This window comes from Psychrobacter sp. ANT206 (assembly GCF_056880555.1).
This window is the reverse complement of the sequence record NZ_CP096271.1, coordinates 920,358-942,716: the sequence shown is the minus strand read 5'-3', so window position 1 is coordinate 942,716 and position 22,359 is coordinate 920,358. Positions and strand designations below refer to the sequence as shown.

Here is a 22,359-nt window from a genome sequence, read left to right as displayed (position 1 = left end):
TAAATGATACCTACCAGTGAGTTACCGCTTGATAGCTCACTGGTGATTGAGTTACCTTACCTTGGCAGCTTTTGGCTGTCAGCTTTATCCGTTGATACGGTTACTAGATATCTGATTAATAGGTATGTTATGTCCAGTCCAGCCCCAAATTTTAAGCATCAAGACAGCCAGCCATGGTATAAAAACTATATGGTGGTTATCTTTGTCATTGGTATGCCAGCTTTTGTCGTCATTGCTTGCATCTGGTTTGTTTATTACTCTTATCAGATTCGTGATAGCGTGGTACGCGACGACTGGTATATGGATGGTAAAACCCTTTATCATGATGTGTCACGTGACAAGTTGACCTATGATTTAGACTTGCATGGACAAATGCAATTTGCAGATAATGGCGATGTTGTGTTTTATCTGAATTATCCTGAGCAAAGTTTACAGTCGGGCAAACTGATTAATGGCAGTCCACTTAGCTATCCTGAAACACTGGATTTGTCTATATCTCATGCCACTGACATCAAAAAAGACCGTGATGCTGTGTTAAAGCATCTAGAAGGTAATAAATATAGCGCCCAAGTAAATATAGATCCTCTTAAAGCAAAATATTATTTACAAGTAAGTCATAAAGGTAAAGACGATTGGCGCATGCAAGATGTTGCTAAGTTACCACGCTCAGAGGTTAGCTTTGATCCTCTACCAGTATTTGGCGAAAGCTAAACTGTTCAAAGTATGATTAAAATAAAAAAACCAGCCATGAACCTATCATGAGCTGGTTTTTTTATTTGAAGAAAGTAAACGGTATCAGATCATTAAATCATCAAATCATCAAATCACTGGATTAATCGTTGGGATCTTTTTCGGCGCACGGCTGCCCTTTTCTGCATTAGCAAAGTCTGGATTGAATATCTGCGTTTCTGGTGATACTGGCAAACCAATCTCAGCCAGACTCTCTATTTGCCCCGCTTGGATATTGTCACCTTCAAACAAACGCTCGTTATCATCACGATCCAGACTTAATGTCTCAAAATCAAACAGCTCTCTATCTGCCAATTGCGAGGGCGCAACATTTTGCATCGCTTTAAAAATAGACGCTAGGCGCTGGGGATGGGCATCGTCCCATTCTCGTAGCATGTCATTAATAATGGCCCGTTGCAGATTGGTCTGGCTGCCACAGAGATTACACGGAATAATCGGGAATTCTTTTAGGCTCGCATATTCAATGATGTCTTTTTCTTCCACATAAGCCAGTGGACGGATAAGCATGTTTTGCTTGTCATCACTGAGTAATTTGGGCGGCATCGATTTCAACGCGCCGCCATGGAATAAGTTCAAAAAGAAAGTCGCCAACATATCATCGCGATGGTGCCCAAGCGCAATCTTGGTCGCACCGATTTGTTTAGCGAAACCATACAGTGAGCCACGACGCAGACGTGAACACGCCGAGCAATAAGTTTTCCCTTCTGGCACCACGCTTTTGACAATACTATAAGTATCTTTTTCCAGAATATAATGAGCGATGCCCTGCTTGTTTAGATAAGCGGGCAACACCTCTTCTGGATAGCCGGGCTGCTTTTGGTCAAGATTGACCGCAACAATATCAAAATGAATCGGGGCGATACGTTTTAATAGCAGCAAGATATCGAGCAACGTATAGCTGTCTTTACCGCCTGATACGCAAACCATCACCACATCGCCATCTTCAATCATATTAAAGTCGCGAATCGCCCATGATACTTGACGACGAAGCTTCTTTTGCAATTTCCGAAAGTGAACCGACTCGGTCAGTGATTGCGTATCAGCCAATATGTTATCTGCTTGCTCATCCATAAAATCATCATTTCTGTCATCGATATCATCATATAACATCTGTTCGATATCAGTTGTTTTATCATGATGATTCACATCAGTATCGATAGAAGCCTTGTCAAACTGAGGCGTGATTGATGGTGTAAATAAGGTTGCTGCAGTCATAAGTTACTCAATATCTTGACAAGAATGGCGTTACTTCAAAAGAGATAATCAATCGATTTATTCAAAAGGCTGCAATAAAAGCTATCTGCGTATGGCTAACAATGATGCTTCATAAGGCAACGCTTCAAACATGATTTAAAACAGCAGCGATTATAACAAAATTTGCTAACAGATTGAAAAGATGACATTAAATTATCGTCTTAAATGCGACTGCTTATCTAAAGCTACTAATTATCGATTTCCTAAACTTTATACTATTACTTGCATGACGTTTTAATGCTGCTTTCAAGGTTCTGTAATGGTAGAATTTTTGCTAAAATAGGCGTTTTTCGCTAACCAATAATAGATGCCATTATGACAAATACTGCTCTGCCAACCTCTTCTGCTGATCAAGAAAACGATACCCAATTAAATGAGCTGCATAAAAGCCAAAATGCGGTCGTACTGCTATCAGGTGGGCTTGATTCAGTGACTTGTCTATATTGGGCAAAGGCCCGTTATGCGTCAGTAACTGCAGTCAGCTTTGATTATGGTCAACGTCATAATAGTGAGCTGGTCGCTGCCAAAGCAATCGCTGAAACTGCAGGCGTTAATCACAGAATTATTGATATCGATATCGCCCAACTGGGTGGCTCATCACTAACGGATCACAGTATGATTGTGCCTGATGGTGATACGGATAAATTCCCAGACAAAAAGCGTGATGAGATTGATAATGACGCGATTCCAAACACTTATGTGCCAGCGCGCAATACCATCTTCTTATCTTATGCCCTAGCAGTCGCTGAAGTAACTGATTCAAACCATATCGTCATTGGTGTCAGTTCAGTCGATTATTCAGGATATCCTGATTGCCGTCCTGAGTATATTGCCGCTTTCCAACATATGGCAAATCTTGCTACCAAAGCGGGCGTTACCGGTCATCACTTATCGATTCAAACCCCGCTACAACAATTATCGAAAGCCAAAACCATCGAGCTGGGTCTGTCGCTAGGGGTTGATTACGGACAAACAATTTCTTGTTATCAAGCAGATGCCAATGGTCTTGCCTGCGGCGTTTGTGATAGCTGCGCGCTGCGTCGTCAAGGGTTCGCTCAGGCAGGCGTTGCCGACCCTACCCATTATCAGTAATGATTTTAGAAGTTTCGCCTTAGAACATGAATAAACGGTCTTAAAATAAAGGCAATTAAACATTGGCGAAACATTCGCTTGCATTAACACAGCACGCTACCGTTGTATTTTAAATACAATCATTGCTATGGTATGAGCCACTTTATCTACCACAAGATATAAATGCTCATCAAAGTAGCAACGTTTTATTAGAAGTAATATTTTATCATTTGTACAAAATCGAATTCATTTATAAAAAATTCAAGTTATCGCTGTCACATGTAAAAGGATATTTATGAAATTTTTGCCAGTACTACCCCTAGCTCTTGCTGCACTATTTGCCATGCCACAAGCGAACGCTGTTGATATTAAGCAGAATAATATCAATACTTGCGTTAATGGCGCGGTCAAATATAAAGTCGCTGACAAGAGCACCGCAACCAAGCTTTGTGATTGCACGATCGGTGTCCGTAGCAATATGACCATTGGTCAGATGTGGGAGATTGAGAGCTATGCGCAAAGTAAAAAAGACCCATCAAGCCTCTCGTATGTGAAAAAAATGCAAAAAGATTTGCAACAGTGTACCGTTGGTTTGGACTTAAAACAGCCACAAAAACCTGCTTAATCTTTAAATTTTTAGATATATAAAAGACTGGCCATTGCCAGTCTTTTTTGTTGCTCATCCATAAGTGATGTGTAAAATCGAGGATTTATTTCTATGAATCTGCCTATAATGGGATGACCAATAATAATATAACCGCAATCAAAATAAATAAGGATTTTATGATGGCAAAGCCAACCACAGAAACCATTACTCTACCTGATTTTCCAGTCACTATCGTACGTGAGTTAGATGGTCATTTCATTCATGATGATATTAGCCTAAAAGAGCTGGTCGCCAACACCAGCAAAGGACTTATCCTTTATTTTTACCCAAAAGACAATACACCTGGCTGTACCACACAAGCAACTGAGTTTACCGCCCATCTTAACGAATTTGATGATTTAGGTTACGACATTATTGGCGTCTCACGTGATAGCGTTGAATCACATGAAAACTTTATTAGCAAATATAATCTACATATTCCACTTATCAGTGATGCCGATGAAAAACTCTGCCACTATTTTGATGTGATTAAAGAAAAGAACATGTATGGCAATATTACTCTAGGTCTTGTACGTTCGGCGTTTATCTTTGATAAAAATGGTACGCTCACTCATGCACAGCGTAACCTTAAAGCAAAAGATTATACTGAGCGTTTATTAACTACGCTTGCGCCTTAGTCTTTTAATCGATCTTACGATAAACCTTAAAACTATTTTTATTTGAGAATACTATGAATAAACAGCCTGATACCGCCTCTGATTCTTCTGCTCCCTTTGATCATAACATTCATCAAAACGTGACTCGCAAGGTATCTGTTGCGGTCATTGGTGCTGGGACTGCCGGACAAAACGCTTTTCGCCAAGCAAAAAAATTCCTAGAAGATGTCATTATTATCAATGATGGCTTTTGGACAACGACTTGTATTGCGGTAGGTTGCATGCCAAGCAAGCTACTCATTGCAGCTGCTGACCGCGCTCATGATGCCAATCATTCTGCCGAGTTTGGCGTACATGCCACTGCTCGCATAGATGGCAAACAGGTGATGGAACGGGTGCGCGCTGAGCGTGATCATTTTGCCAGCTACATCGAAAAACAAGTCGATAGCTGGCCTGAGGATAGTAAGATAGCGGGACGGGCTTATATTAATAAGCAAGGCTTGATTGAGGTCAATGATGAATTGATCAAAGCAGATAAAATCATTGTCGCCACTGGCAGCTCGACCTTTATTCCAGATGGCTGGGAAGATAAGCTTGGTGATACTATGCTGACCTCAGATGCTGTCTTTGAGTTAGCCGACTTACCAAAATCTATGGCTGTGATTGGCGCAGGTGCTATAGGTTTAGAACTTGCCCAAGCTTTCACGCGATTGGGTGTCAAGGTAACGGTATTTAATCGCGCCAAACGCGTTGCTGGTCTAAAAGACGAAGACATCAATAACAAAGCCATTGATTGCCTAAGTCGTGAGCTGACCATGCACTTGGGCAGCAAAATTACTGATGTCGGTCAAAGATCAGATGAAAATAGCGATAAAAGCATAAATAAAAACAGCACTGTTGCCTTTATTGACTATGAAGACAGCGCTGGCGAAGTACAACAATGGCAAGGTGATTACGTACTGGTCGCGACTGGTCGACGTAATAATATAGAGGCATTGGGTGTTGAAAACCTAGGCGTTGAACTTGATGAAAAAAATCGCCCACAGCAGCTGGACAAAAAAACTGGTAAAATCGGTGATTTAGACGTTTATATCGTTGGTGATGCCAATGCTAATATTCCCTTGCTGCATGTAGCAAGCGATGAAGGTTTTAGCGCCGGCAGTATGGTCTGTGACAATAAAAAGGATGCTTATATTCGTCCGCCTGCAACGCCATTTTCCATCGTATTTAGCTCACCACAAATCGTCAATGTTGGTATGTCTTTACCGGAAATCCAAGAAGATTCAACACTTGAGCATGTGATTGGGAAAGTCAGCTTCGACAATCAAGGTCGTAGCCGCGTCATGGGTGTTAACTGTGGTCTATTGCATATTTATGGCTGCAAAAAAACAGACAGAATCTTGGGTGCAAGCATGGTTGGTCCAGATGCAGAATACATCGGGCATATCTTAGCAATGGCGATTACTAATGACTTGAGTATTAAAGACATGCTTGATACGCCTTTTTACCATCCTACTATCATAGAAGGCTTGCGTACCGCCTTGCGTGATGTTCAGGATTTGATGGAAATACCGTATCAGTCGCTTGATATTCATCAAAACAATTCTTAATCAACTGTTAAATGCTCTGTTTTAAAGGTAATGGAGTAGACCTACTAGCGCTGACTTCAGAAGATCTAAACTTGATTTGCCGTCAGGACGTAAGCTACTTTATATGGTTAAAGCAGTATTTGGTAAAAGCGGTTTTATTTATAATGATACGGTTAAAATCCTATTAATACAGAGTAATATTTTTTAGAACCACACCTTTCATGGATAAGATAATGGCAATCGCTAGTATTACTGAATTTTTTCAAGAGATTGCTCGTGACCTACATACCAGCCTTTTTCTTGCCATTGGTGGCTCTATCGAGGAAGGCACCTTAGATTGGTCGTCTAAATCAGTAGAACTGGTGAGCACTGGCATCAAAATTCTAATACTGCTTGCGATATCGGGGTTTATGTATTGGCTTGCTATTTATGTACTAAAAAAAAGCAAAGCACGCATTCGTCTGAATGAGCGCCGGGCTAAAATTGCCCGCTCAATCTTGCGTTATGTATGGGCTGTGACCAGTGTCATTGCTATTATGAGTCAGCTGAATTTTGAGCCAGATACCATTAAAGCCACTGCCAAAGCCAGTACATGGGCAGGGATATATTACGTGCTATGGACATCATCTGGACAAATTGTCCATAAAATACTACAGCACTATGGGCTAAACGCCTCTATTGAGCAGCTGCTTAAGAATATCTTATCTGTGCTATTACTAGTATTAGGGCTTGCCAGCGTCATGGCACAGTTTGGCTTTGATATCGTCTCTTTAGTAGCAGGTCTGGGTATTGCTGGTTTGGCGGTCGGCTTTGCCGCGCAGTCAACGCTTGCCAATTTTATCGCAGGTATTACCATTTTGCTTGAGCAGTCCTTTCAAGTTGGTGACTGGGTCAATATCAATGACAATGAAGGGCGCGTGGTGGTGATTGCCTTACGTACGACCCACGTCTTAACTCGTGATAATATTACGGTCATCATACCCAATTCGAATGTGGCCTCCTCTGTCGTTACCAACCTGACCTCCAAAAACTTTATACGCTTTGATATTCAGATGCGTATTGCTTTTGAAGATGATATTGATAAAGCACGTGATGAGATTTTGCAGGTACTGTCTGATAGTGAGGCGGTCCTCAACCGACCTGAGTCTTCTGCGACCGTGGCAGAGATTGGCGAGTATGGCGTATATTTTATTGTACGCTTTTGGGTCAAACCAGCGGCAGTTGCTCGTATGCCCAAAATCAAAGAAGATTTACGAGAGAATATCAAACGCGCTTTTGATGCCGCTGATATCTCGACCCCTTATCCTCATATGCGCCTACTTATGCCAAGAGAAGACGTCTATCCGATTGTGACCAAACCCAAGCCATTGGCAACGACCGCGCAAACTGTTTCGGAGTCATTAGCGCTGAACAAAGACCAGCATTAATATCCTTGCAACTTATTTAGCATTTATATGCCATATAAAGTACTTTCAAATAGACATCTTTTAATCATCGCTTTCTTAAACATCAGCGCTTTAAACCATCCGCTATAGAATTATGGTAAAATTAGCGGTTAAACATCTTATTTTATGATGTGCACTATTTATCAATTTAGCCCACAGGTATCCGTATGACCGAAACAACCGCGCTCGCCTCATCCACAGCGTCTTCGCAACCATCTTCACAAGCATCTTCACAGGTATTGTCGCTTGACCTTATCATCACCTGCGCCGATGGGTTAGAAGCACCGCTACAGACTGAGCTGACCAGTTTTGGTATTGCAAGTGAGATAAAGAGTACCGGTCGCCTTGCTGTTACGGGTACCTTGCGTGATTTATATAAGATCTGTCTTTGGTCGCGCGTGGCATCGCGCGTATTAATGCTGATTAAACGCAAAAATATCAATGCCGAATATGATGTGGCTGAGCAGCTGTATGGTTTGGCGAAATCGGTCAATTGGACAGAGCAATTTAGCCTAGAGCAAACCTTTGCGATTCGTCTGTCTGTTGATAAACGTGTGGCTGTCAGCCAACAGTTTGCCATGCTACGTATTAAAGATGCGATTGCGGATACCTTTAACGAAGTGTATGAGAGCCGCCCTAACGTCAATAGTAAAAACCCAGACTTTTCTGTTTTTGCGACCGTCAATGATAAGCAAGCTGAGTTATATCTAGATTTGTCAGGTACCAGCTTGCATCGCCGTGGGTATCGCGTTGCAATGACAGAAGCACCACTAAAAGAGAACTTAGCAGCGGCGCTACTTTATAGCGCAGGCTGGCATAAGAAAAACGAAGCAGGTGATGCGCCTTTTTATAATGCGCTAATCGACCCGATGTGTGGTTCTGGTACCTTTATCATTGAAGCGCTCCTCATGCATTGCGATTATGCCGTCGGTATCGATAAAGCCGCCAATCAGTTTGGTTTTTATGAATGGCAGCATCATGACAAGATCTTATGGCAAGAAATGATTGATGATGCACAAACGCGTTTCCGTGCAGCATTAGAGATTGCTAATGAGCAGCCAGATACATTACCGCTTATCTTTGGATTTGATGCCGATAATGGCGCTATCATTGCCACAGAAAAGAATCTGATTGCTGCTGGTTTACAAGACCTGTTACCGCTACTCGATATCGAAACACGCGCCCTTGATCAGCTAAGCACGCTATTAAAACCTTTGGTTGCTGACGGTCGTTTGAGCAATCCTTTGATTATCACCAACCCACCTTATGGTGAGCGTCTGGGTGATGAAGAAATGATTAAGCCGTTATATCAATCGATTGGGCTTATCCTACAAGACAGCTTTGCCGGTAGTGGTATTGACCCGATGCTTGGTATATTGGCGTCGCATGTTGAGCAAGTCGATATTTTGCCGATTAGAGAGCCAAAAACATTGCGATGTCATAATGGTGCTATTACTGTGTATTTCCGCTATGGCACCTTGATTGCTGGTCAGACAGGGAATCTCGTTAGCCGCTTTGAGAAACGTGAAATTGAAGTTGAAGACGGTCAAGATTTTATCAATCGTTTGCAAAAAAACCTGACCCGACTAAAGAAATTGGCTAAAAAAGACAACGTGAGTAATATCCGTGTCTACAATGCTGACCTGCCTGATTTCAAAGTGGCGATCGACTTATATGGTGATTATGCCCATGTACAAGAGTACGCGCCGCCAAAGACCATTCCACCAGAAACCGCCAAAAAACGCTTTAATTTGGCATTAATGGGTATTCGTGAAGTGTTCGGTATTAACCGCGAACAAATCTTTATTAAAACCCGTGCTCGTCAATCCGGTAATGATCAATATAGTAAACAAGGCAATACCGAAAAGCGTGGCAAGTTTTATATTGCCCGCGAAGATGGTGCTTATCTTTATGTCAATTTCACCGATTATCTCGATACGGGTCTATTTATTGACCATCGCAATATGCGTGCGCGTATCAAAGACAACAGTCGTAATAAATCGGTATTGAACTTATTTGCTTATACTTGTACGGCGAGTGTGCATGCGGCATTGGCGGGCGCTAAAAAAGTCACCAGCGTTGATTTATCACAGAACTATCTGGATTGGGGCAAACAAAACTTTGCTTTAAATGGCTTAAATGTCAGTGGTAATAAATATCAATTCGTTGCTGCCGATATTTTTGAGTGGATCAAAGACAATACGGAACAATTCGATATTATCTTTATTGATCCGCCAACCTTTTCAAACTCTAAAAAGTTTCAAGGTACCTTTGATGTCCAGCGTGACCATGCTGCACTAATCAACCGCGCGATGAACCGCTTAACGGCAGATGGCATCTTATACTTCTCTAATAACTTTACCCGTTTTGAGTTGGATGAACAGCTGACTGAGCGTTATGACATCATCGACATTACCCAAAAAACCATTGGTTTTGATTTTGATATCAAAAAACCGATTCATCAAAGCTTTGAGATTCGTCATCGTCAGAGTCTATAACAAATACTAAATCTTAGCTTTGACGCCTAACTTGCTATAAAACATAACAATGACCCAATCAGCTTTGATTGGGTCATTTTTTGTTGGTATGATAGAGAGCTACTAGCGATCGTTTTATCTTTATTGAATCCCATTATCGCTGGTATAGCGTATCTAATTCAAAAGCGACACAGCACTATTTTGAACTGACGGTCTCAAAATAGTTATTACTTTTACCGTTGTAAACGTGCAGTCCACCCTACTCCAATAAATAACAAGGACCATTCCATGGCATTATCTCTAAATAAAGGCGGTAATTTATCGCTAACCAAAACGGATCCAAACTTAACTAAGCTGCTTATTGGTCTTGGTTGGGATGAGCGTGCAACCTCTGGTGCCGAATTCGATCTTGATGCAAGCGTATTCTTATTAAATGCCGCTGGCAAAGTACGCGGCGACCATGACTTTATCTTTTATAACCAACTCAAGTCTGACAATGGTGCAGTAGAGCATACTGGTGATAACCGTACAGGCGAAGGCGACGGTGATGACGAAGTCGTCAAAGTCAACCTAACGCAAGTACCTGCCGATGTCGATAAAATCGTTGTTACAGTCACTATTCATGATGCAGCGGCTCGTAGCCAAAACTTCGGTCAAGTTGCCAATGCCTTTATTCGCGTTGTGAATGAAGAAACGGGTGCTGAAGTGGTCCGTTTTGATTTAGCAGAAGACTACTCTGTTGAGACAGCAATGGTATTTGGAGAAGTCTATCGCCACAATGCAGAATGGAAATTCCGCGCCGTTGGTCAAGGTTACTCTGGTGGCTTACAGGCGATGTGCCAGCAATATGGTGTCGTTATTTAAACTGTTATTTAAACTACTATCTAAATCGATATTTAGCCCGTGCTAAAACCATCCATTAGATGATAAGTAGGTCCAAAACCTAAAGCCATTATGCCTCACTATTGGCTGTAAAATATGGTTGCAAAATAGTCACAATCTTTAATAGCCAAATGACTGATAATACTTTATATTTTATTAAAAATCACACATGGAGAAGTGGCTAGCGATAGCCACTTTTTTTATGCTGCGTCTATAATAGACAACCTTAGCTTTACGCAACCAGACAGGATGTGTCATGAGACATTTTTATTTAGACTTCATCTTCACAGCTATCGCATTGATGGTAGCTGCATGGTGGGGATATTCACATGGCGGTATGGGCGGTTTGATAACCACCCTTTCTATTACTGCTATTTTGGCCGTCATGGAGATTTCATTATCCTTTGATAATGCAGTGGTCAACGCCTCAGTCCTTAAAGGCTGGGACGAGTTTTGGAAAAAAATATTTTTAACCGTTGGTATTTTAATTGCTGTATTCGGTATGCGCTTGGTATTCCCAATTGTCATCGTTGCGGTTACCGCAGACCTTGGCATGATGCAAGTGATAGATTTGGCATTGAACGACCCTAAAGAATACTCAGCAAGACTGATGGCACATCATGCTGAAATATCAGCCTTTGGTGGTATCTTCTTGTTACTCGTCTTCTTAAACTTTATCTTTGATGATAAAGAAGTGCATTGGTTTAACTGGCTTGAGAGCCGCTTAGCAAAGCTTGGCAAAGTCGATGCCATGAGCGTGTTTGTCGCTCTAATTGTCCTGATGTTCGCTGTATCTTGGGCCAGTGCGGAGCAAGCTTCTGCCGTACTGATTGCGGGTGTTTGGGGTATCTTGGTCTATCTTGGTGTCCAAGTTATCTCTGGTATGCTCGAGGGTGACCTTGAGGAAGACTTAGAAAATGAAGAAAAGGGTTCAGGCGCCGCAGCGACCAGCGCGATTATGAAGGGCGGTATTATCGGTTTCTTATACTTAGAAGTTCTTGATGCTTCATTCAGTTTCGATGGTGTGATTGGCGCATTTGCAATCACCAATGACGTTATTGTGATTATGTTAGGTCTGGCGATTGGTGCCATGTTTGTGCGTTCGATGACTATTTTCTTGGTAGACAAAGGCACACTTGATGAGTTCATCTATCTAGAGCATGGTGCGCATTATGCCATTGGTGCTTTGGCAATTATTATGCTGCTATCAGTGAAATTCCATGTACCAGAGATTATTACTGGTTTGATTGGTATTGCCTTTATCGGTTGGGCATTGCTTGCTTCACTTAAGCATCGCAAGCAACAAGCGAAGGCGATTACTTAGTGTTAATTTTAGCTCAAGTTTAAACGCTACGTTCAAATTAAGAAAAAGCGCTTTAGTAAAAAATCGTAGTTATGACAGGTTATATCAAGCGATTGGTATGACCTGTTTTTTATACCTTTTTTACTTTATGAGTAATTCATATCATAAGGTTTTGTTTCATTGGTAGGTTCGATATTGCAACCTTAATACCAACTTCAGTATCTAAAAAATTCATTTTTGATAACAATATCTTAACGATTGTTATCGGGACGGTTAGAAAGTATCAGATTTGCACAATTGCTATATCTGTTAGTAAACATAACATCAGCGCACAAAATACGCCTTGCTTAGTGAGCAAACGCTTAGTATAGTAAATCGTAATGATATGCAGGGCATGGCGTCCAGATAGATTTTTTCTAACGGCGTCTATATATCGACCACTGCACTATGTGAGTTCATTTTTTATCAATCAATCCACTTAATTATTAATCCAAAGGATATTTATATGGCTATTAGCTTAACAAAAGGCGGGAACGTAAACTTATCAAAAGAAGCGCCAGGCTTAACCAATATTACGGTCGGTCTAGGCTGGGATCCACGCGCTACTGACGGTCAAGAATTTGACTTAGATGCGATTGGCTTCTTGGTCAATGAAGCGGGTCAAGTACGTAACGATCAAGATTTTATCTTCTTTAATAACTTAAAGTCAGACAATGGCGCGGTTGAACATACAGGCGATAACCGTACTGGTGAAGGTGATGGCGATGATGAAAAAATCAAAATCAACCTTGCAAGCATTCCAGCTGACGTGAGCAAAGTTGCTATCTGTGCCATCATTTATGAAGGTCAAGCTCGTAACCAAAACTTCGGTCAAGTGGGCGACGCTTATATCCGTGTTTTGAACGACAATGGCGATGCTGAAATCGCTCGTTATGACCTATCAGAAGACGGTAGTACTGAAACAGCGATGATTTTTGGTGAGTTATATCGTCATAGCGGCGACTGGAAATTCCGCGCGGTTGGTCAAGGCTTTAGCGGTGGTCTTGGACCATTAGCGGCCTCTTATGGCGTCAACGTTTAATCGTCTCATTGACTTAATCGTGTCGCAAGCCAACTATCGTAAGTAACTATTTATTCACGAGCTACTTACGAGATCTATAAGCCATCAAGTGTGTTGTTTAAGACATTTGATGGCTTTAAATTTAAGTGGCTATGAATTTAATGTCTAAACGATATTGACAGAAGTTATTTGCTATACCCTCTACAGATGGACTTATAAAAATATTAGAACAAGGACTTTTGACCTATGGCTGCAACGTTTAGCTTAATTGGTACTATCGAACCTTTTTTACATTGTAATCTTAAAAAAGGCGACTCAATCTATTGCGAAGCCAACGCCATGGTGATGATGGAATCAAACCTTGAGCTAAAAGGTAAATTGCAAGGTGGACTGATGCAGTCATTGATGCGCCGTTTTGCTAACGATGAGTCACTTTTTCAACAGCAAATTGAAGCGGTAAACGGTGAAGGTGATTGCTTGCTGGCACCAACGCTCGATGGCGATATGCAAATCATTGATTGCGGCAAACATCAATACACCTTGAGCGATGGTGCTTTTGTCGCGGCGCAAATCGGTGTCGATATCAGAGCCAATATTCAACGTAATCTAGGTGGCGCAGTCTTTGGCGATACTGGCGGCTTTATGGTCATGCAGACGCAAGGTCAAGGTCAGGTAGTGGTATCGGGTTTCGGTTCATTATTTGAGATTGATGTGACGCCAGATAAAGACATCATCATCGATAATGGTCATGTGGTCTGCTGGGATTCAACGCTTGATTATAAGCTCTCTGTATCGACCAGTAAGAAAAAAGGCATCATGAGCAATATTATCAATTCAGTCACCAGTGGCGAAGGAATGGTACTCAATTTTTCAGGCTCAGGCAAAGTTATTATCTGCTCACGCAATCGTGACAGCTATCAAGGGTGGCTACAAAGCATCTTGGGCACCAGTTCAGGTGGTCGCGGCGGCAATAGCGGATTACTTGGCAATATTTTATAGCAATTTCTCATACAACTATTATAAGGATTATCACATGGCAGTTAGTTTACAAAAGGGTCAAAAAATCTCCCTAAGCAAAGAAGCGGGCGGCGAGCTTACTCAAGTAAAATTGGGTTTAGGCTGGGACGTTGCCCAAGGTCCACAAGATAAAAAAGGTGGATTCTTAGGTAAATTATTCGGTGGTGGTAGTGGCGGCGATTCTATCGATTTAGATGCATCATGCATTATGTTTGATAGCAACAAACAGCCAGTTGATGCCATTTGGTTTAGCCAATTAAAATCGAAAGACGGCAGTATCGTGCATACTGGTGATAACCGCACTGGTGACGGCGATGGTGATGATGAAGTAATCAATGTTGATTTATCAAAAGTTCCAGCTAACGTAGTATCCTTGGTATTTACCGTCAACAGCTTTACTGGTCAGACGTTTGAGACAGTAGAAAATGCGTTTTGCCGTATCGTCAATGCCAATAACAATACTGAAGTAGCACGCTATAATCTGTCCTCACAGGGTACGCATACGGCGATGATTATGGCAAAAGTTTATCGTCATAATAATGAGTGGAAGATGCATGCCATCGGTGAAACGGCGACTGGTCGCACTTTCCATGACTTAATGCCTGCTATCACCCCGCATGCTTAATATCCATAAGTGTCATTTTTGAAATGATATCTCATTATTAACAAGAATTATGCATAAAAATAAGCTCATCTAACAATAGATGGGCTTATTTTTTATATCTATCAAAGTATATAAATAAAGTCGTTACTTACTACCACGTTTCCAGCTAAAGCCCCAATTAAAAGCTTTGTCCATCTCTTGATGTCCTTTGAAGTATTGGTTGATACGTTCAACGTTGATACTGCCTTGCTGATTGACCAGACGTGCAATGGCGCACATCGGTAAGTTACCTGTACCTTCTGTCAAACGCGTTTCAATCGGTGGCTGGTCGGGTACATGAATAGTCACTACCCCATCAGTTTGCGCCCAATTTGGTGCGCCTTCGTAAATGAAAGCAAAGATAAATACTTCTTCAATCTGTGACCACTGTTGCCCATTGATATCTAGCCATTCACCGCCGCTTACCTGTCCTGTTCTGTCATCGGCACGCAATAGAACGTATGGCGCTGACTGTAGGCTACCAAAACGACTTCCCAACGCTTGAATAAGCGTTTTTTCACCATTTTTCAGATGAATCATCGCACCAACATCGAGATCAATTCCACCAGCTTTATGCTGCTTAAATAAATCGCCGAGCAGCCCTTTTTTGGGTGCTTGCTTGCTGATATCTGGACGTTGGTTCCAGTCTAGGTTGACCGATATTTTGCCAAAATCATCACGTTTCTTGAGATTGATACTAGATTGATTTTTGGTTAAAGTAATTTTACTTAGGTTGATTGAAGGATTGGTAGAGCCAGCAGGAATCGGCGGTGGTGTAGTTGTCTGAGGCGCACTACTAGCTTTTTGCGTATTGATTGGTCGCTGCGTATTAATAGGCTGAGCTTGCCCTTGTGACTGATTTTGTATAGGGCTTTGAGCTGGTGCTTCATCGGCAATCTCTACACCGAAATGCTCAGATAAAGGTTTTAAGCCACCTTCAAAACCTTGAGCGATAAAACGAAACTTCCAATTGCCCTGCCGACGATAACATTCCGCTAAGATGATAGCTTTTTCATTACGCCCAACAGCACTTAATTGGCAAGTTATTAGCACTTGACTGCCTTGTAGTACTTGAATATCCACATCGCCGACTTGAGCCAACGTCTGCGCACTAGAAAACGCTAACGCAATCTTTTCAATATTTGCTGGCTGCGCAGGTAGATTGATATCAAAAAATCCATCACTGTCATGACCGCGAAAGCTCACGCTACCATCATCGCTACGCGTCTGCCCATAAAATATCATATCGCCATCGCCACGTACTTTTCCATCCGCTGTCAAACGATAAGCCGCACAGTCGATGGCATTTTGGCTTAAAATACGAATGCTAATATTATCCGTTGGCAGCGGCGCGTTAGCACCTGCAATTAAAGCTTGAGGTTGACTCATCATTTATCCTTTACGTTATTTATTATTTACTTATATGAGTGAGGTTAACTATCGCCATATAGTAGCATGGATGGCATTACAACCTTAATCAGAACCAGCATCTTATAAAACATCATAAAAAAAGTAAAAATCCTTGATGCTATTTAATTGGAAACATTTATAACATCTAGCATTTGTATATAATAGAGCCCGTTATGTATAAATGCCATGTCTGAAATTGTTCGATCATATATTAAATTGCTAATCACTTTATGATGACGATATCAAGTGATCCACAACCCTATTATTTAAGAGAGTGCAAAGAGAATTATGGATAACCCTGTTAACAATAGTCATCATACAAAGTTAAGCGCTGCTTGGTTGGCTGAAGGTCAGTCAAGCCAGCGTGATATGTTAGCTAGCCTGCAAACCCTAAAAGCTCAATCTAGCGTGCCCTTTCATATCGTTGCCTCACATCGTCATAATAGACCTGAGATTTTTGAATTTGCCGACATCATTTACCGCGAGCCTTCTATTAGCACCGCAGATAGCGATGAACAAGCAGTGCTCGAATCTGTTGAGCCATTGATGCCACGTTGGCAATTTGTGTTAGAACAAGCTCAGAAAAACAACGTGAAAGTGTTACTCACTGGACGCAATGGCATTGATTATGAAGCTCATCGCGAAAAATTTGCAGCAGCAGGTATCCGTTTATTGACAGGTGCGACCAGTGTTTCAGCACTGGAATCCATCGATGATAAGTTTGCCTTTATGCAGCAGTGCCATGAGCATGATATCCCTGTCGCAGATGCATGGCGCTTTGATACTGTCGCAGAGCTTGAAGCGTTACTTGCCACCCATGGTCATCAGCCTTTATGCGTCAAACCAGTAACGGGTATTTTTGCCCAAGGATTTTGGCGCTTAGGTAAAGTTAAAGAGACGGGTAAAGAAGAAAGTGAGCAATACGACAGTTTCGAGCATCTATACTTTACCGAAGAGAAGAAAATCAATACCGCGCAATTTATCAATGCTTATACCAACAGTCTCATGGTGCATGAGCGCCCGATTCCCATGCTATTAATGCCTTATTTATCAGGACAAGAATACTCTATCGATGTCGTCTGTGAATACGGCGAAGTGTTGGCTGCTATTACCCGTTATAAAACGGGGAAAATTCAGCATATTGGTTATGAGCAATCAGTCATGGAGGTGGTCATTCCACTGATAAAAACGTTCGGCTGTGATGGTATCGTTAGTGTCCAGACTAAAGCGGATGATAATGGTCAGCATCGTGTGCTTGAGATTAATAGTCGCCCCTCTGGTGGTATTGATTACACCACTCATAGCGGCGTAGATCTAACTCAAGTTGGTTTTGCTTATTGGCTCGGTTTAAGTAAGAAGCCGAAACTGGCAGATATCGCACAGCAAATTACACCGTGCCAAGTACGTTCTATTATGGTGAGTGTAAAAATTGAAGAAGATACTACTGAATAAGTGAAACTAACGATATAAAAAATTGAAAAACTGAAGGAATATGAATGCCAAATAAGCAACACAACACGACCATCACCTTACCTCGCGGTACGCTTGATCTGACCTATCAGACCAACGCTGCTAGTGGTAATAACGACCTTAAAGAAAGTAGCCATTATCAGCTAGAAGATTTGCTTGATTTTGCTCAACGTATCAACCCAAAACGGGCGTTTTTGTTTGTCTCAAAAGTGTTAGGTCGTCATATTCCGGTGGCACCAAGCATCATGCGTGACGCCTTTACTGATTTGGCAAACTTAGTACCTGATGATTTGCCTGAGCCGATTTTGGTCATCGGTATGGCAGAGACGGCGGTTGGCTTATCTGCCGGTGTGCACCAAGCGCTACAAACGCGCTATCCACAAGCGTTACTGCTGAATTCTACTCGTCATGCCCAGCATGATGACAACAGTAGCGATTCTTTATTGACCACTTTTAGCGAAGACCACAGTCATGCCAGTCAGCATCTGATTTATCAAAGTGCCGATAAAATGACGCAAGCGCAACTACTTGCCAGTAAAACGCTAATTATGGTCGATGATGAAGCATCAACGGGTAATACTTGCGTTAATGTCGTCACAGCATTACGTGAAGCTGGGTTGACCCAACTAGAGCAAGTGCATCTCACAACCTTAGTTGATTGGTCACTAAATCAGAATCAAAGTGAGTCTGATGCTAACGCCAATGATACGATTGCCGCCCGTCTGCCAAACATTGATTTTCACCGCCATCATTTACTATCTGGCGCTTGGAAATGGACTGATGCGCCCAACCCTGAGCCTATCATTATGCCATCGGTTGATACGACCGAAGCTGGTAGTCAACCTTTGGGCAATACCGGTAATTGGGGGCGCTTTCCAACGCTAGATAGCACGAATGGCTTTGCGGATTATCTAGCAAGTTTCCAAACTGCATTTGCAAGTTTTGAGGGCCAAAACGCATTTAATAACGCTCAATTGCCACAAAAAATATTGGTATTGGGCAGTAATGAATTTGTCTGGCTGCCGTTTTTGCTGGCGGAATGGCTTGAGCAACATACGAATTTAGATAACAGCAATAATATGGTGAATTTTAGTGCATTAACCCGCTCGCCGATTGCACTTGGTAGCGGTATTGGCACGATGTTAAGCTTTCGTGATAATTATGGCCTTGGTATGACCAATTTTGCTTATAACGTTGAGCCAAATGAGTGGGATTTGATTGTATTGTGTGTGGAAACGTCGGCTGATAGTGTGGATACCATGTGGAAAGGTTTGGATAATGTGTTGGTGGTGAGTCCTAAATAGACGTGCATTTAACATGCATATTACGAGCTACTGATAATGGATTGTCATAGCCGTAATATGAACATCTTTAGAATATTTATTATATCTTTCTAAAACAAAGTTTACTTATATATGCCTGTGATTTTACGGAGGTTAAATACCTCATTAATAACAAAAAAGATGTCCATAGCATAAAAAAATTCATATTTGCGCTGTAGATACCTTGCACAACCTCATATTTACCTATATATTCGGTCTATTCATTTGCTTATTCAGTGTCAACATATCAACTATTAGAAGACCAAACACTTGAGACACACCATTCTGGGGTGTCTCGAATTCTGATAATTTGTCATGACCTGAAATAATTTGAATTGATAAATACTTTAAAAGGAATTAAAGGTTTATCGATTAGAGTTCGAGATCAACGGCGTCTAACGTCGTTGTCGTGCTATCAATCGATAATTATCTAACGATTTATACAGGATGTAATCACAGTGCAAACTCCATTTTTCAAGCTCACCTTATTAGCAGCCTTAACGCTAGGCGCCAGCGCCTGTAGCGGCGACAATAAAACTGCGGATAAAACGGCAGATGCCGGTAGCGATGCCAAAGCCGCCAAGACCTTAATTTACTGTTCAGAAGGTAGCCCTGCCGGCTTTGACCCTGCGCAATATACGGCAGGTACTGACTTTGATGCCAGTGCTTATCCTATTTTTAATGGTATCGTACAATTTAAACGTGGCGAAACCGAAATTGAGCCAGGCTTAGCCGAAAGTTGGGAAATCAGCGAAGATGGCAAAACCTATACACTCAATCTACGTAAAGGCGTCAAATTCGGCAAGACCGATTATTTCACCCCAACTCGTGACTTCAATGCTGATGACATTATCTTTACCATCGAACGTCTTACCGATACAGGCTTTGCTTTTAATAAAGACTATCCAGCTGAATTCCCATATTCAGTAGGCATGGGCTTACCTGATATTATCGACAAAGTAGAAAAAGTCGATGATTATACGGTCAAAATCACTCTGACTGAGACCAACGCGCCATTCCTACAAAACCTAGCAATGCCGTTCGCCTATGTGCATTCTGCAGAGTATGCTAAGCAGTTACAAGACGCTGGCAATGCCGCTGATCTAAATACCAAACCAGTCGGTACTGGACCTTTCGTCTTTACTTCGTATCAAAAAGATGCGCAGATTCGTTATACAAAAAATCCTGACTATTGGAACAAAGACAACATTCATATCGATAACCTCGTCTTTGTCATCACTAAAGATTCTGCGGTTCGCGCACAGAAGGTACAAGCAGGCGAATGTAATGTCTCCGCTTATGCCAACCCATCTGAAGTTGATTCTGCCAAAAAATCTGGCAAAGCAAACGTACTAGATGATGCTGGATTTAACGTTGGTTACTTAGGCTATAACACTGAAAAACCAGACCTAAAAGATGTCAATGTTCGCCGCGCTCTCGATATGGCAATCAATAAAGACGCCATCATCAATGCGGTATATCAAGGTTCTGGTATCAAAGCAAGCAACCCAATGCCACCAACGCAGTGGGGCTATAACGATGAGATCAAAGATGCGCCTTACGATACCGAAAAAGCCAAAGCCCTACTGGCTGAAGCAGGTGCTAAAGATTTAGAAATCGACTTATGGTACATGCCCGTTCAGCGCCCTTATAACCCTAATGCCAAGCTAATGGCTGAAATGATTCAATCAGATTGGGCTAAAATTGGCGTTAAAGCCAAGCTTGTGACTTATGAGTGGGGCGAGTACCTAAAGCGTGCGGGTAAAGGCGAGCCTGAAGCGATCCTAGCCGGTTGGACAGGCGATAATGGCGATCCTGATAACTGGTTAGGCGTTCTACTATCTTGTGATGCGGTTAACGGTAACAACTACTCTCGCTGGTGTAATAAAGACTTTGATAAGCTGGTCATGGATGCGCGTGCAAATACCAACCAAGATGAGCGTATTGCCAATTACAAGCAGGCTCAGGTTATCTTTAAAGACCAACTACCTTGGACTACAGTTGCTAACTCAGTCGTGACGGTATTAACGACCCCTAATGTAAAAGACTACAAAATTAGCCCACTCGGCTCCATTCGCTTTGATGGCGTTGATATTGAATAAGGATGTTAAATAGCCTTAGCTAATATCAATGCTTCACTTGGTACTGATATTAGATTCAATACCAGTACTTAACAAACCTTAGTGACGCCTTTTATTCTATAGTCATTGCTTTATGTACGTTTGCGGCTGGTTCAGAGATTCTGTTCCAGCCGTATTTGTCTGAGCCTGAGCTATAGCTAGTAAAAGCCACTTCTATAAAAACGAGCCGAGCTATGCTACTTTATATTCTACGCCGGATTTTAATTTTAGTTCCCGTCTATATCGGCTTAACCCTATCGACTTTTATTCTTATTCGCCTTGTACCTGGCGATGCAGTTGAGATTATGATGGGAGAGCGCATGGTTGATCCTGAGCTACATGCGCAGGCTTTAGCCCGCCTTGGTCTAGATAAACCGTTACCCGTACAATATTGGGATTATCTCACTGGGATACTGCAAGGTAACTTTGGTGAATCCTTTCGTACCCGCACACCGATATTGCAGGACTTTTTTGCCCATTTTGTACCGACATTAGAATTAGCGCTTTGCGCGATTACGATAGCGAGTATCATTGGTATTAGTCTGGGTATTTTGGCTGCCTTACGCCGTGGTACTTGGCTAGACTATACCCTAATGTCTGGCGCACTTGCCGGCTACTCTATGCCGATCTACTTACTTGGTCCAATCCTAACGGGTATTTTCGCCCACTATCTAGGTCTACTACCGGTCTCTGGCGTTATCTCTGTCGCGCAGTTCCTAGACGTCAAACCTTTATACGGGTCTTGGCTACTAGGTTCTTTAAGCTCTGGTGAGCCCGGCGCCTTTTGGAACGTTGTCAAACATTTCATCTTGCCCTCGGTTGCCCTATCTACCATTCCTCTAGCGATGATTGCTCGTATGACACGCTCGGCGATGCTTGAAGTATTGGATGAAGATTATGTGCGTACTGCAAGAGCCAAAGGTCTGTCACCAAAACGTGTGATTTTAATTCACGTGATGCGTAATGCGCTTATTACCGTGGTTACTGTAGTGGGATTACAGATGGCAACATTGCTGGCTGGTGCCATTATCACTGAGACTATCTTTAGTTGGCCGGGTGTCGGCAACTGGTTATTAGATGGTTTCTTTACACGTGATTATCCCATTGTACAAAATGGTATTTTATTGGTCGCTACTGCTCTGATTCTGGTGAGCTTAATGATCGATATTTTATATGGATTTATTAATCCTAGAATTCGCCATTCTTCATAGTCTATTGTTAGGGTGAAGCCCATTTGATGCATTGTTATTGCATCGACAATTGCTATTTATAGTTTTTAATAA

General features: G+C 41.9%; 18 protein-coding genes. 16 read left to right on the top strand and 2 right to left on the bottom strand.

Annotated features, from left to right (window positions below; genetic code table 11):
- Positions 1 to 129: 129 nt before the first annotated feature.
- Positions 130 to 711, top strand: a complete 582-nt coding sequence (locus M0221_RS04065) for a FixH family protein (RefSeq protein WP_483284430.1) — start codon at positions 130 to 132, stop codon at positions 709 to 711.
- A gap of 108 nt (positions 712 to 819) precedes the next feature.
- On the opposite strand, the gene ttcA is transcribed toward M0221_RS04065, so the two are convergent.
- Complete coding sequence (gene ttcA / locus M0221_RS04060; RefSeq protein ID WP_483284429.1) at positions 820 to 1,965, bottom strand: tRNA 2-thiocytidine(32) synthetase TtcA; 1,146 nt, start codon at positions 1,963 to 1,965, stop codon at positions 820 to 822.
- Between the two features lie 354 nt (positions 1,966 to 2,319).
- On the opposite strand from ttcA, the gene queC reads away from it, so the two are divergent.
- From queC to M0221_RS04005, 11 genes are all read left to right on the top strand, one after another.
- The gene (gene queC / locus M0221_RS04055) at positions 2,320 to 3,096 is read left to right on the top strand and encodes a 7-cyano-7-deazaguanine synthase QueC (protein ID WP_020443065.1); all 777 of its coding nucleotides are present in this window, start codon (positions 2,320 to 2,322) and stop codon (positions 3,094 to 3,096) included.
- A 274-nt stretch (positions 3,097 to 3,370) separates the two neighbouring features.
- Entirely contained in the window at positions 3,371 to 3,700 is a 330-nt protein-coding gene (locus tag M0221_RS04050; RefSeq protein WP_011513123.1) for a hypothetical protein, read from the top strand.
- Between the two features lie 161 nt (positions 3,701 to 3,861).
- Positions 3,862 to 4,359: a peroxiredoxin gene (locus M0221_RS04045; protein WP_440826585.1), complete on the top strand. Its 498-nt coding sequence runs from the start codon at positions 3,862 to 3,864 to the stop codon at positions 4,357 to 4,359.
- 53 nt (positions 4,360 to 4,412) lie between these two features.
- Positions 4,413 to 5,948, top strand: a complete 1,536-nt coding sequence (locus M0221_RS04040) for a dihydrolipoyl dehydrogenase (RefSeq protein ID WP_483284428.1) — start codon at positions 4,413 to 4,415, stop codon at positions 5,946 to 5,948.
- 212 nt (positions 5,949 to 6,160) lie between these two features.
- A complete protein-coding gene (locus tag M0221_RS04035) occupies positions 6,161 to 7,354 on the top strand; it encodes a mechanosensitive ion channel family protein (RefSeq protein WP_227673075.1) in 1,194 nt (397 codons plus the stop codon).
- A 185-nt stretch (positions 7,355 to 7,539) separates the two neighbouring features.
- Positions 7,540 to 9,870 (top strand): bifunctional 23S rRNA (guanine(2069)-N(7))-methyltransferase RlmK/23S rRNA (guanine(2445)-N(2))-methyltransferase RlmL, encoded by a 2,331-nt coding sequence (gene rlmKL / locus M0221_RS04030; RefSeq protein ID WP_483284427.1) that lies wholly within the window; start codon positions 7,540 to 7,542, stop codon positions 9,868 to 9,870.
- A gap of 267 nt (positions 9,871 to 10,137) precedes the next feature.
- Positions 10,138 to 10,713, top strand: a complete 576-nt coding sequence (locus M0221_RS04025) for a TerD family protein (RefSeq protein WP_011513118.1) — start codon at positions 10,138 to 10,140, stop codon at positions 10,711 to 10,713.
- Positions 10,714 to 10,987: 274 nt separating this feature from the next.
- Positions 10,988 to 12,055: a DUF475 domain-containing protein gene (locus M0221_RS04020; RefSeq protein ID WP_011513117.1), complete on the top strand. Its 1,068-nt coding sequence runs from the start codon at positions 10,988 to 10,990 to the stop codon at positions 12,053 to 12,055.
- Between the two features lie 484 nt (positions 12,056 to 12,539).
- Positions 12,540 to 13,115, top strand: coding sequence for a TerD family protein (locus M0221_RS04015; RefSeq protein WP_011280043.1), 576 nt, complete (start codon positions 12,540 to 12,542; stop codon positions 13,113 to 13,115).
- A gap of 225 nt (positions 13,116 to 13,340) precedes the next feature.
- Positions 13,341 to 14,093 carry a TIGR00266 family protein gene (locus tag M0221_RS04010; protein ID WP_483284426.1) on the top strand — a complete coding sequence of 251 codons (753 nt, stop codon included), beginning with the start codon at positions 13,341 to 13,343 and terminating at the stop codon, positions 14,091 to 14,093.
- Positions 14,094 to 14,127: 34 nt separating this feature from the next.
- Positions 14,128 to 14,736, top strand: a complete 609-nt coding sequence (locus tag M0221_RS04005) for a TerD family protein (RefSeq protein ID WP_011513115.1) — start codon at positions 14,128 to 14,130, stop codon at positions 14,734 to 14,736.
- A gap of 123 nt (positions 14,737 to 14,859) precedes the next feature.
- Here the strand turns inward: M0221_RS04005 and M0221_RS04000 are convergent, their stop codons facing one another.
- A complete protein-coding gene (locus tag M0221_RS04000) occupies positions 14,860 to 16,143 on the bottom strand; it encodes a TerD family protein (RefSeq protein WP_483284425.1) in 1,284 nt (427 codons plus the stop codon).
- A gap of 309 nt (positions 16,144 to 16,452) precedes the next feature.
- Between M0221_RS04000 and M0221_RS03995 the strand changes: the two genes are divergently transcribed.
- The 4 genes from M0221_RS03995 to M0221_RS03980 all read left to right on the top strand — a co-directional run bounded on the left by M0221_RS03995 (position 16,453) and on the right by M0221_RS03980 (position 22,287).
- A complete protein-coding gene (locus M0221_RS03995; protein ID WP_483284424.1) occupies positions 16,453 to 17,616 on the top strand; it encodes an ATP-grasp domain-containing protein in 1,164 nt (387 codons plus the stop codon).
- Positions 17,617 to 17,660: 44 nt separating this feature from the next.
- Complete coding sequence (locus M0221_RS03990) at positions 17,661 to 18,938, top strand: phosphoribosyltransferase domain-containing protein (protein WP_483284423.1); 1,278 nt, start codon at positions 17,661 to 17,663, stop codon at positions 18,936 to 18,938.
- Positions 18,939 to 19,414: 476 nt separating this feature from the next.
- Positions 19,415 to 21,058 (top strand): ABC transporter substrate-binding protein, encoded by a 1,644-nt coding sequence (locus tag M0221_RS03985; protein WP_483284422.1) that lies wholly within the window; start codon positions 19,415 to 19,417, stop codon positions 21,056 to 21,058.
- A gap of 212 nt (positions 21,059 to 21,270) precedes the next feature.
- Complete coding sequence (locus M0221_RS03980) at positions 21,271 to 22,287, top strand: ABC transporter permease (RefSeq protein WP_483284421.1); 1,017 nt, start codon at positions 21,271 to 21,273, stop codon at positions 22,285 to 22,287.
- Positions 22,288 to 22,359 lie beyond the last annotated feature (72 nt).

Excerpts from the sequence above, each read along its gene's own strand:
- M0221_RS04025 (WP_011513118.1), top strand. The coding sequence starts at position 10,138 with ATGGCATTATCTCTAAATAAAGGCGGTAATTTATCGCTAACCAAAACG.
- M0221_RS04065 (WP_483284430.1), top strand. The coding sequence starts at position 130 with ATGTCCAGTCCAGCCCCAAATTTTAAGCATCAAGACAGCCAGCCATGG.
- M0221_RS04035 (WP_227673075.1), top strand. The coding sequence starts at position 6,161 with ATGGCAATCGCTAGTATTACTGAATTTTTTCAAGAGATTGCTCGTGAC.
- M0221_RS03995 (WP_483284424.1), top strand. The coding sequence starts at position 16,453 with ATGGATAACCCTGTTAACAATAGTCATCATACAAAGTTAAGCGCTGCT.
- queC (WP_020443065.1), top strand. The coding sequence starts at position 2,320 with ATGACAAATACTGCTCTGCCAACCTCTTCTGCTGATCAAGAAAACGAT.
- ttcA (WP_483284429.1), bottom strand. The coding sequence starts at position 1,965 with ATGACTGCAGCAACCTTATTTACACCATCAATCACGCCTCAGTTTGAC.
- M0221_RS04005 (WP_011513115.1), top strand. The coding sequence starts at position 14,128 with ATGGCAGTTAGTTTACAAAAGGGTCAAAAAATCTCCCTAAGCAAAGAA.
- M0221_RS04020 (WP_011513117.1), top strand. The coding sequence starts at position 10,988 with ATGAGACATTTTTATTTAGACTTCATCTTCACAGCTATCGCATTGATG.
- rlmKL (WP_483284427.1), top strand. The coding sequence starts at position 7,540 with ATGACCGAAACAACCGCGCTCGCCTCATCCACAGCGTCTTCGCAACCA.
- M0221_RS04045 (WP_440826585.1), top strand. The coding sequence starts at position 3,862 with ATGGCAAAGCCAACCACAGAAACCATTACTCTACCTGATTTTCCAGTC.
- M0221_RS03990 (WP_483284423.1), top strand. The coding sequence starts at position 17,661 with ATGCCAAATAAGCAACACAACACGACCATCACCTTACCTCGCGGTACG.
- M0221_RS04040 (WP_483284428.1), top strand. The coding sequence starts at position 4,413 with ATGAATAAACAGCCTGATACCGCCTCTGATTCTTCTGCTCCCTTTGAT.
- M0221_RS04000 (WP_483284425.1), bottom strand. The coding sequence starts at position 16,143 with ATGAGTCAACCTCAAGCTTTAATTGCAGGTGCTAACGCGCCGCTGCCA.
- M0221_RS04010 (WP_483284426.1), top strand. The coding sequence starts at position 13,341 with ATGGCTGCAACGTTTAGCTTAATTGGTACTATCGAACCTTTTTTACAT.
- M0221_RS03980 (WP_483284421.1), top strand. The coding sequence starts at position 21,271 with ATGCTACTTTATATTCTACGCCGGATTTTAATTTTAGTTCCCGTCTAT.
- M0221_RS04050 (WP_011513123.1), top strand. The coding sequence starts at position 3,371 with ATGAAATTTTTGCCAGTACTACCCCTAGCTCTTGCTGCACTATTTGCC.
- M0221_RS04015 (WP_011280043.1), top strand. The coding sequence starts at position 12,540 with ATGGCTATTAGCTTAACAAAAGGCGGGAACGTAAACTTATCAAAAGAA.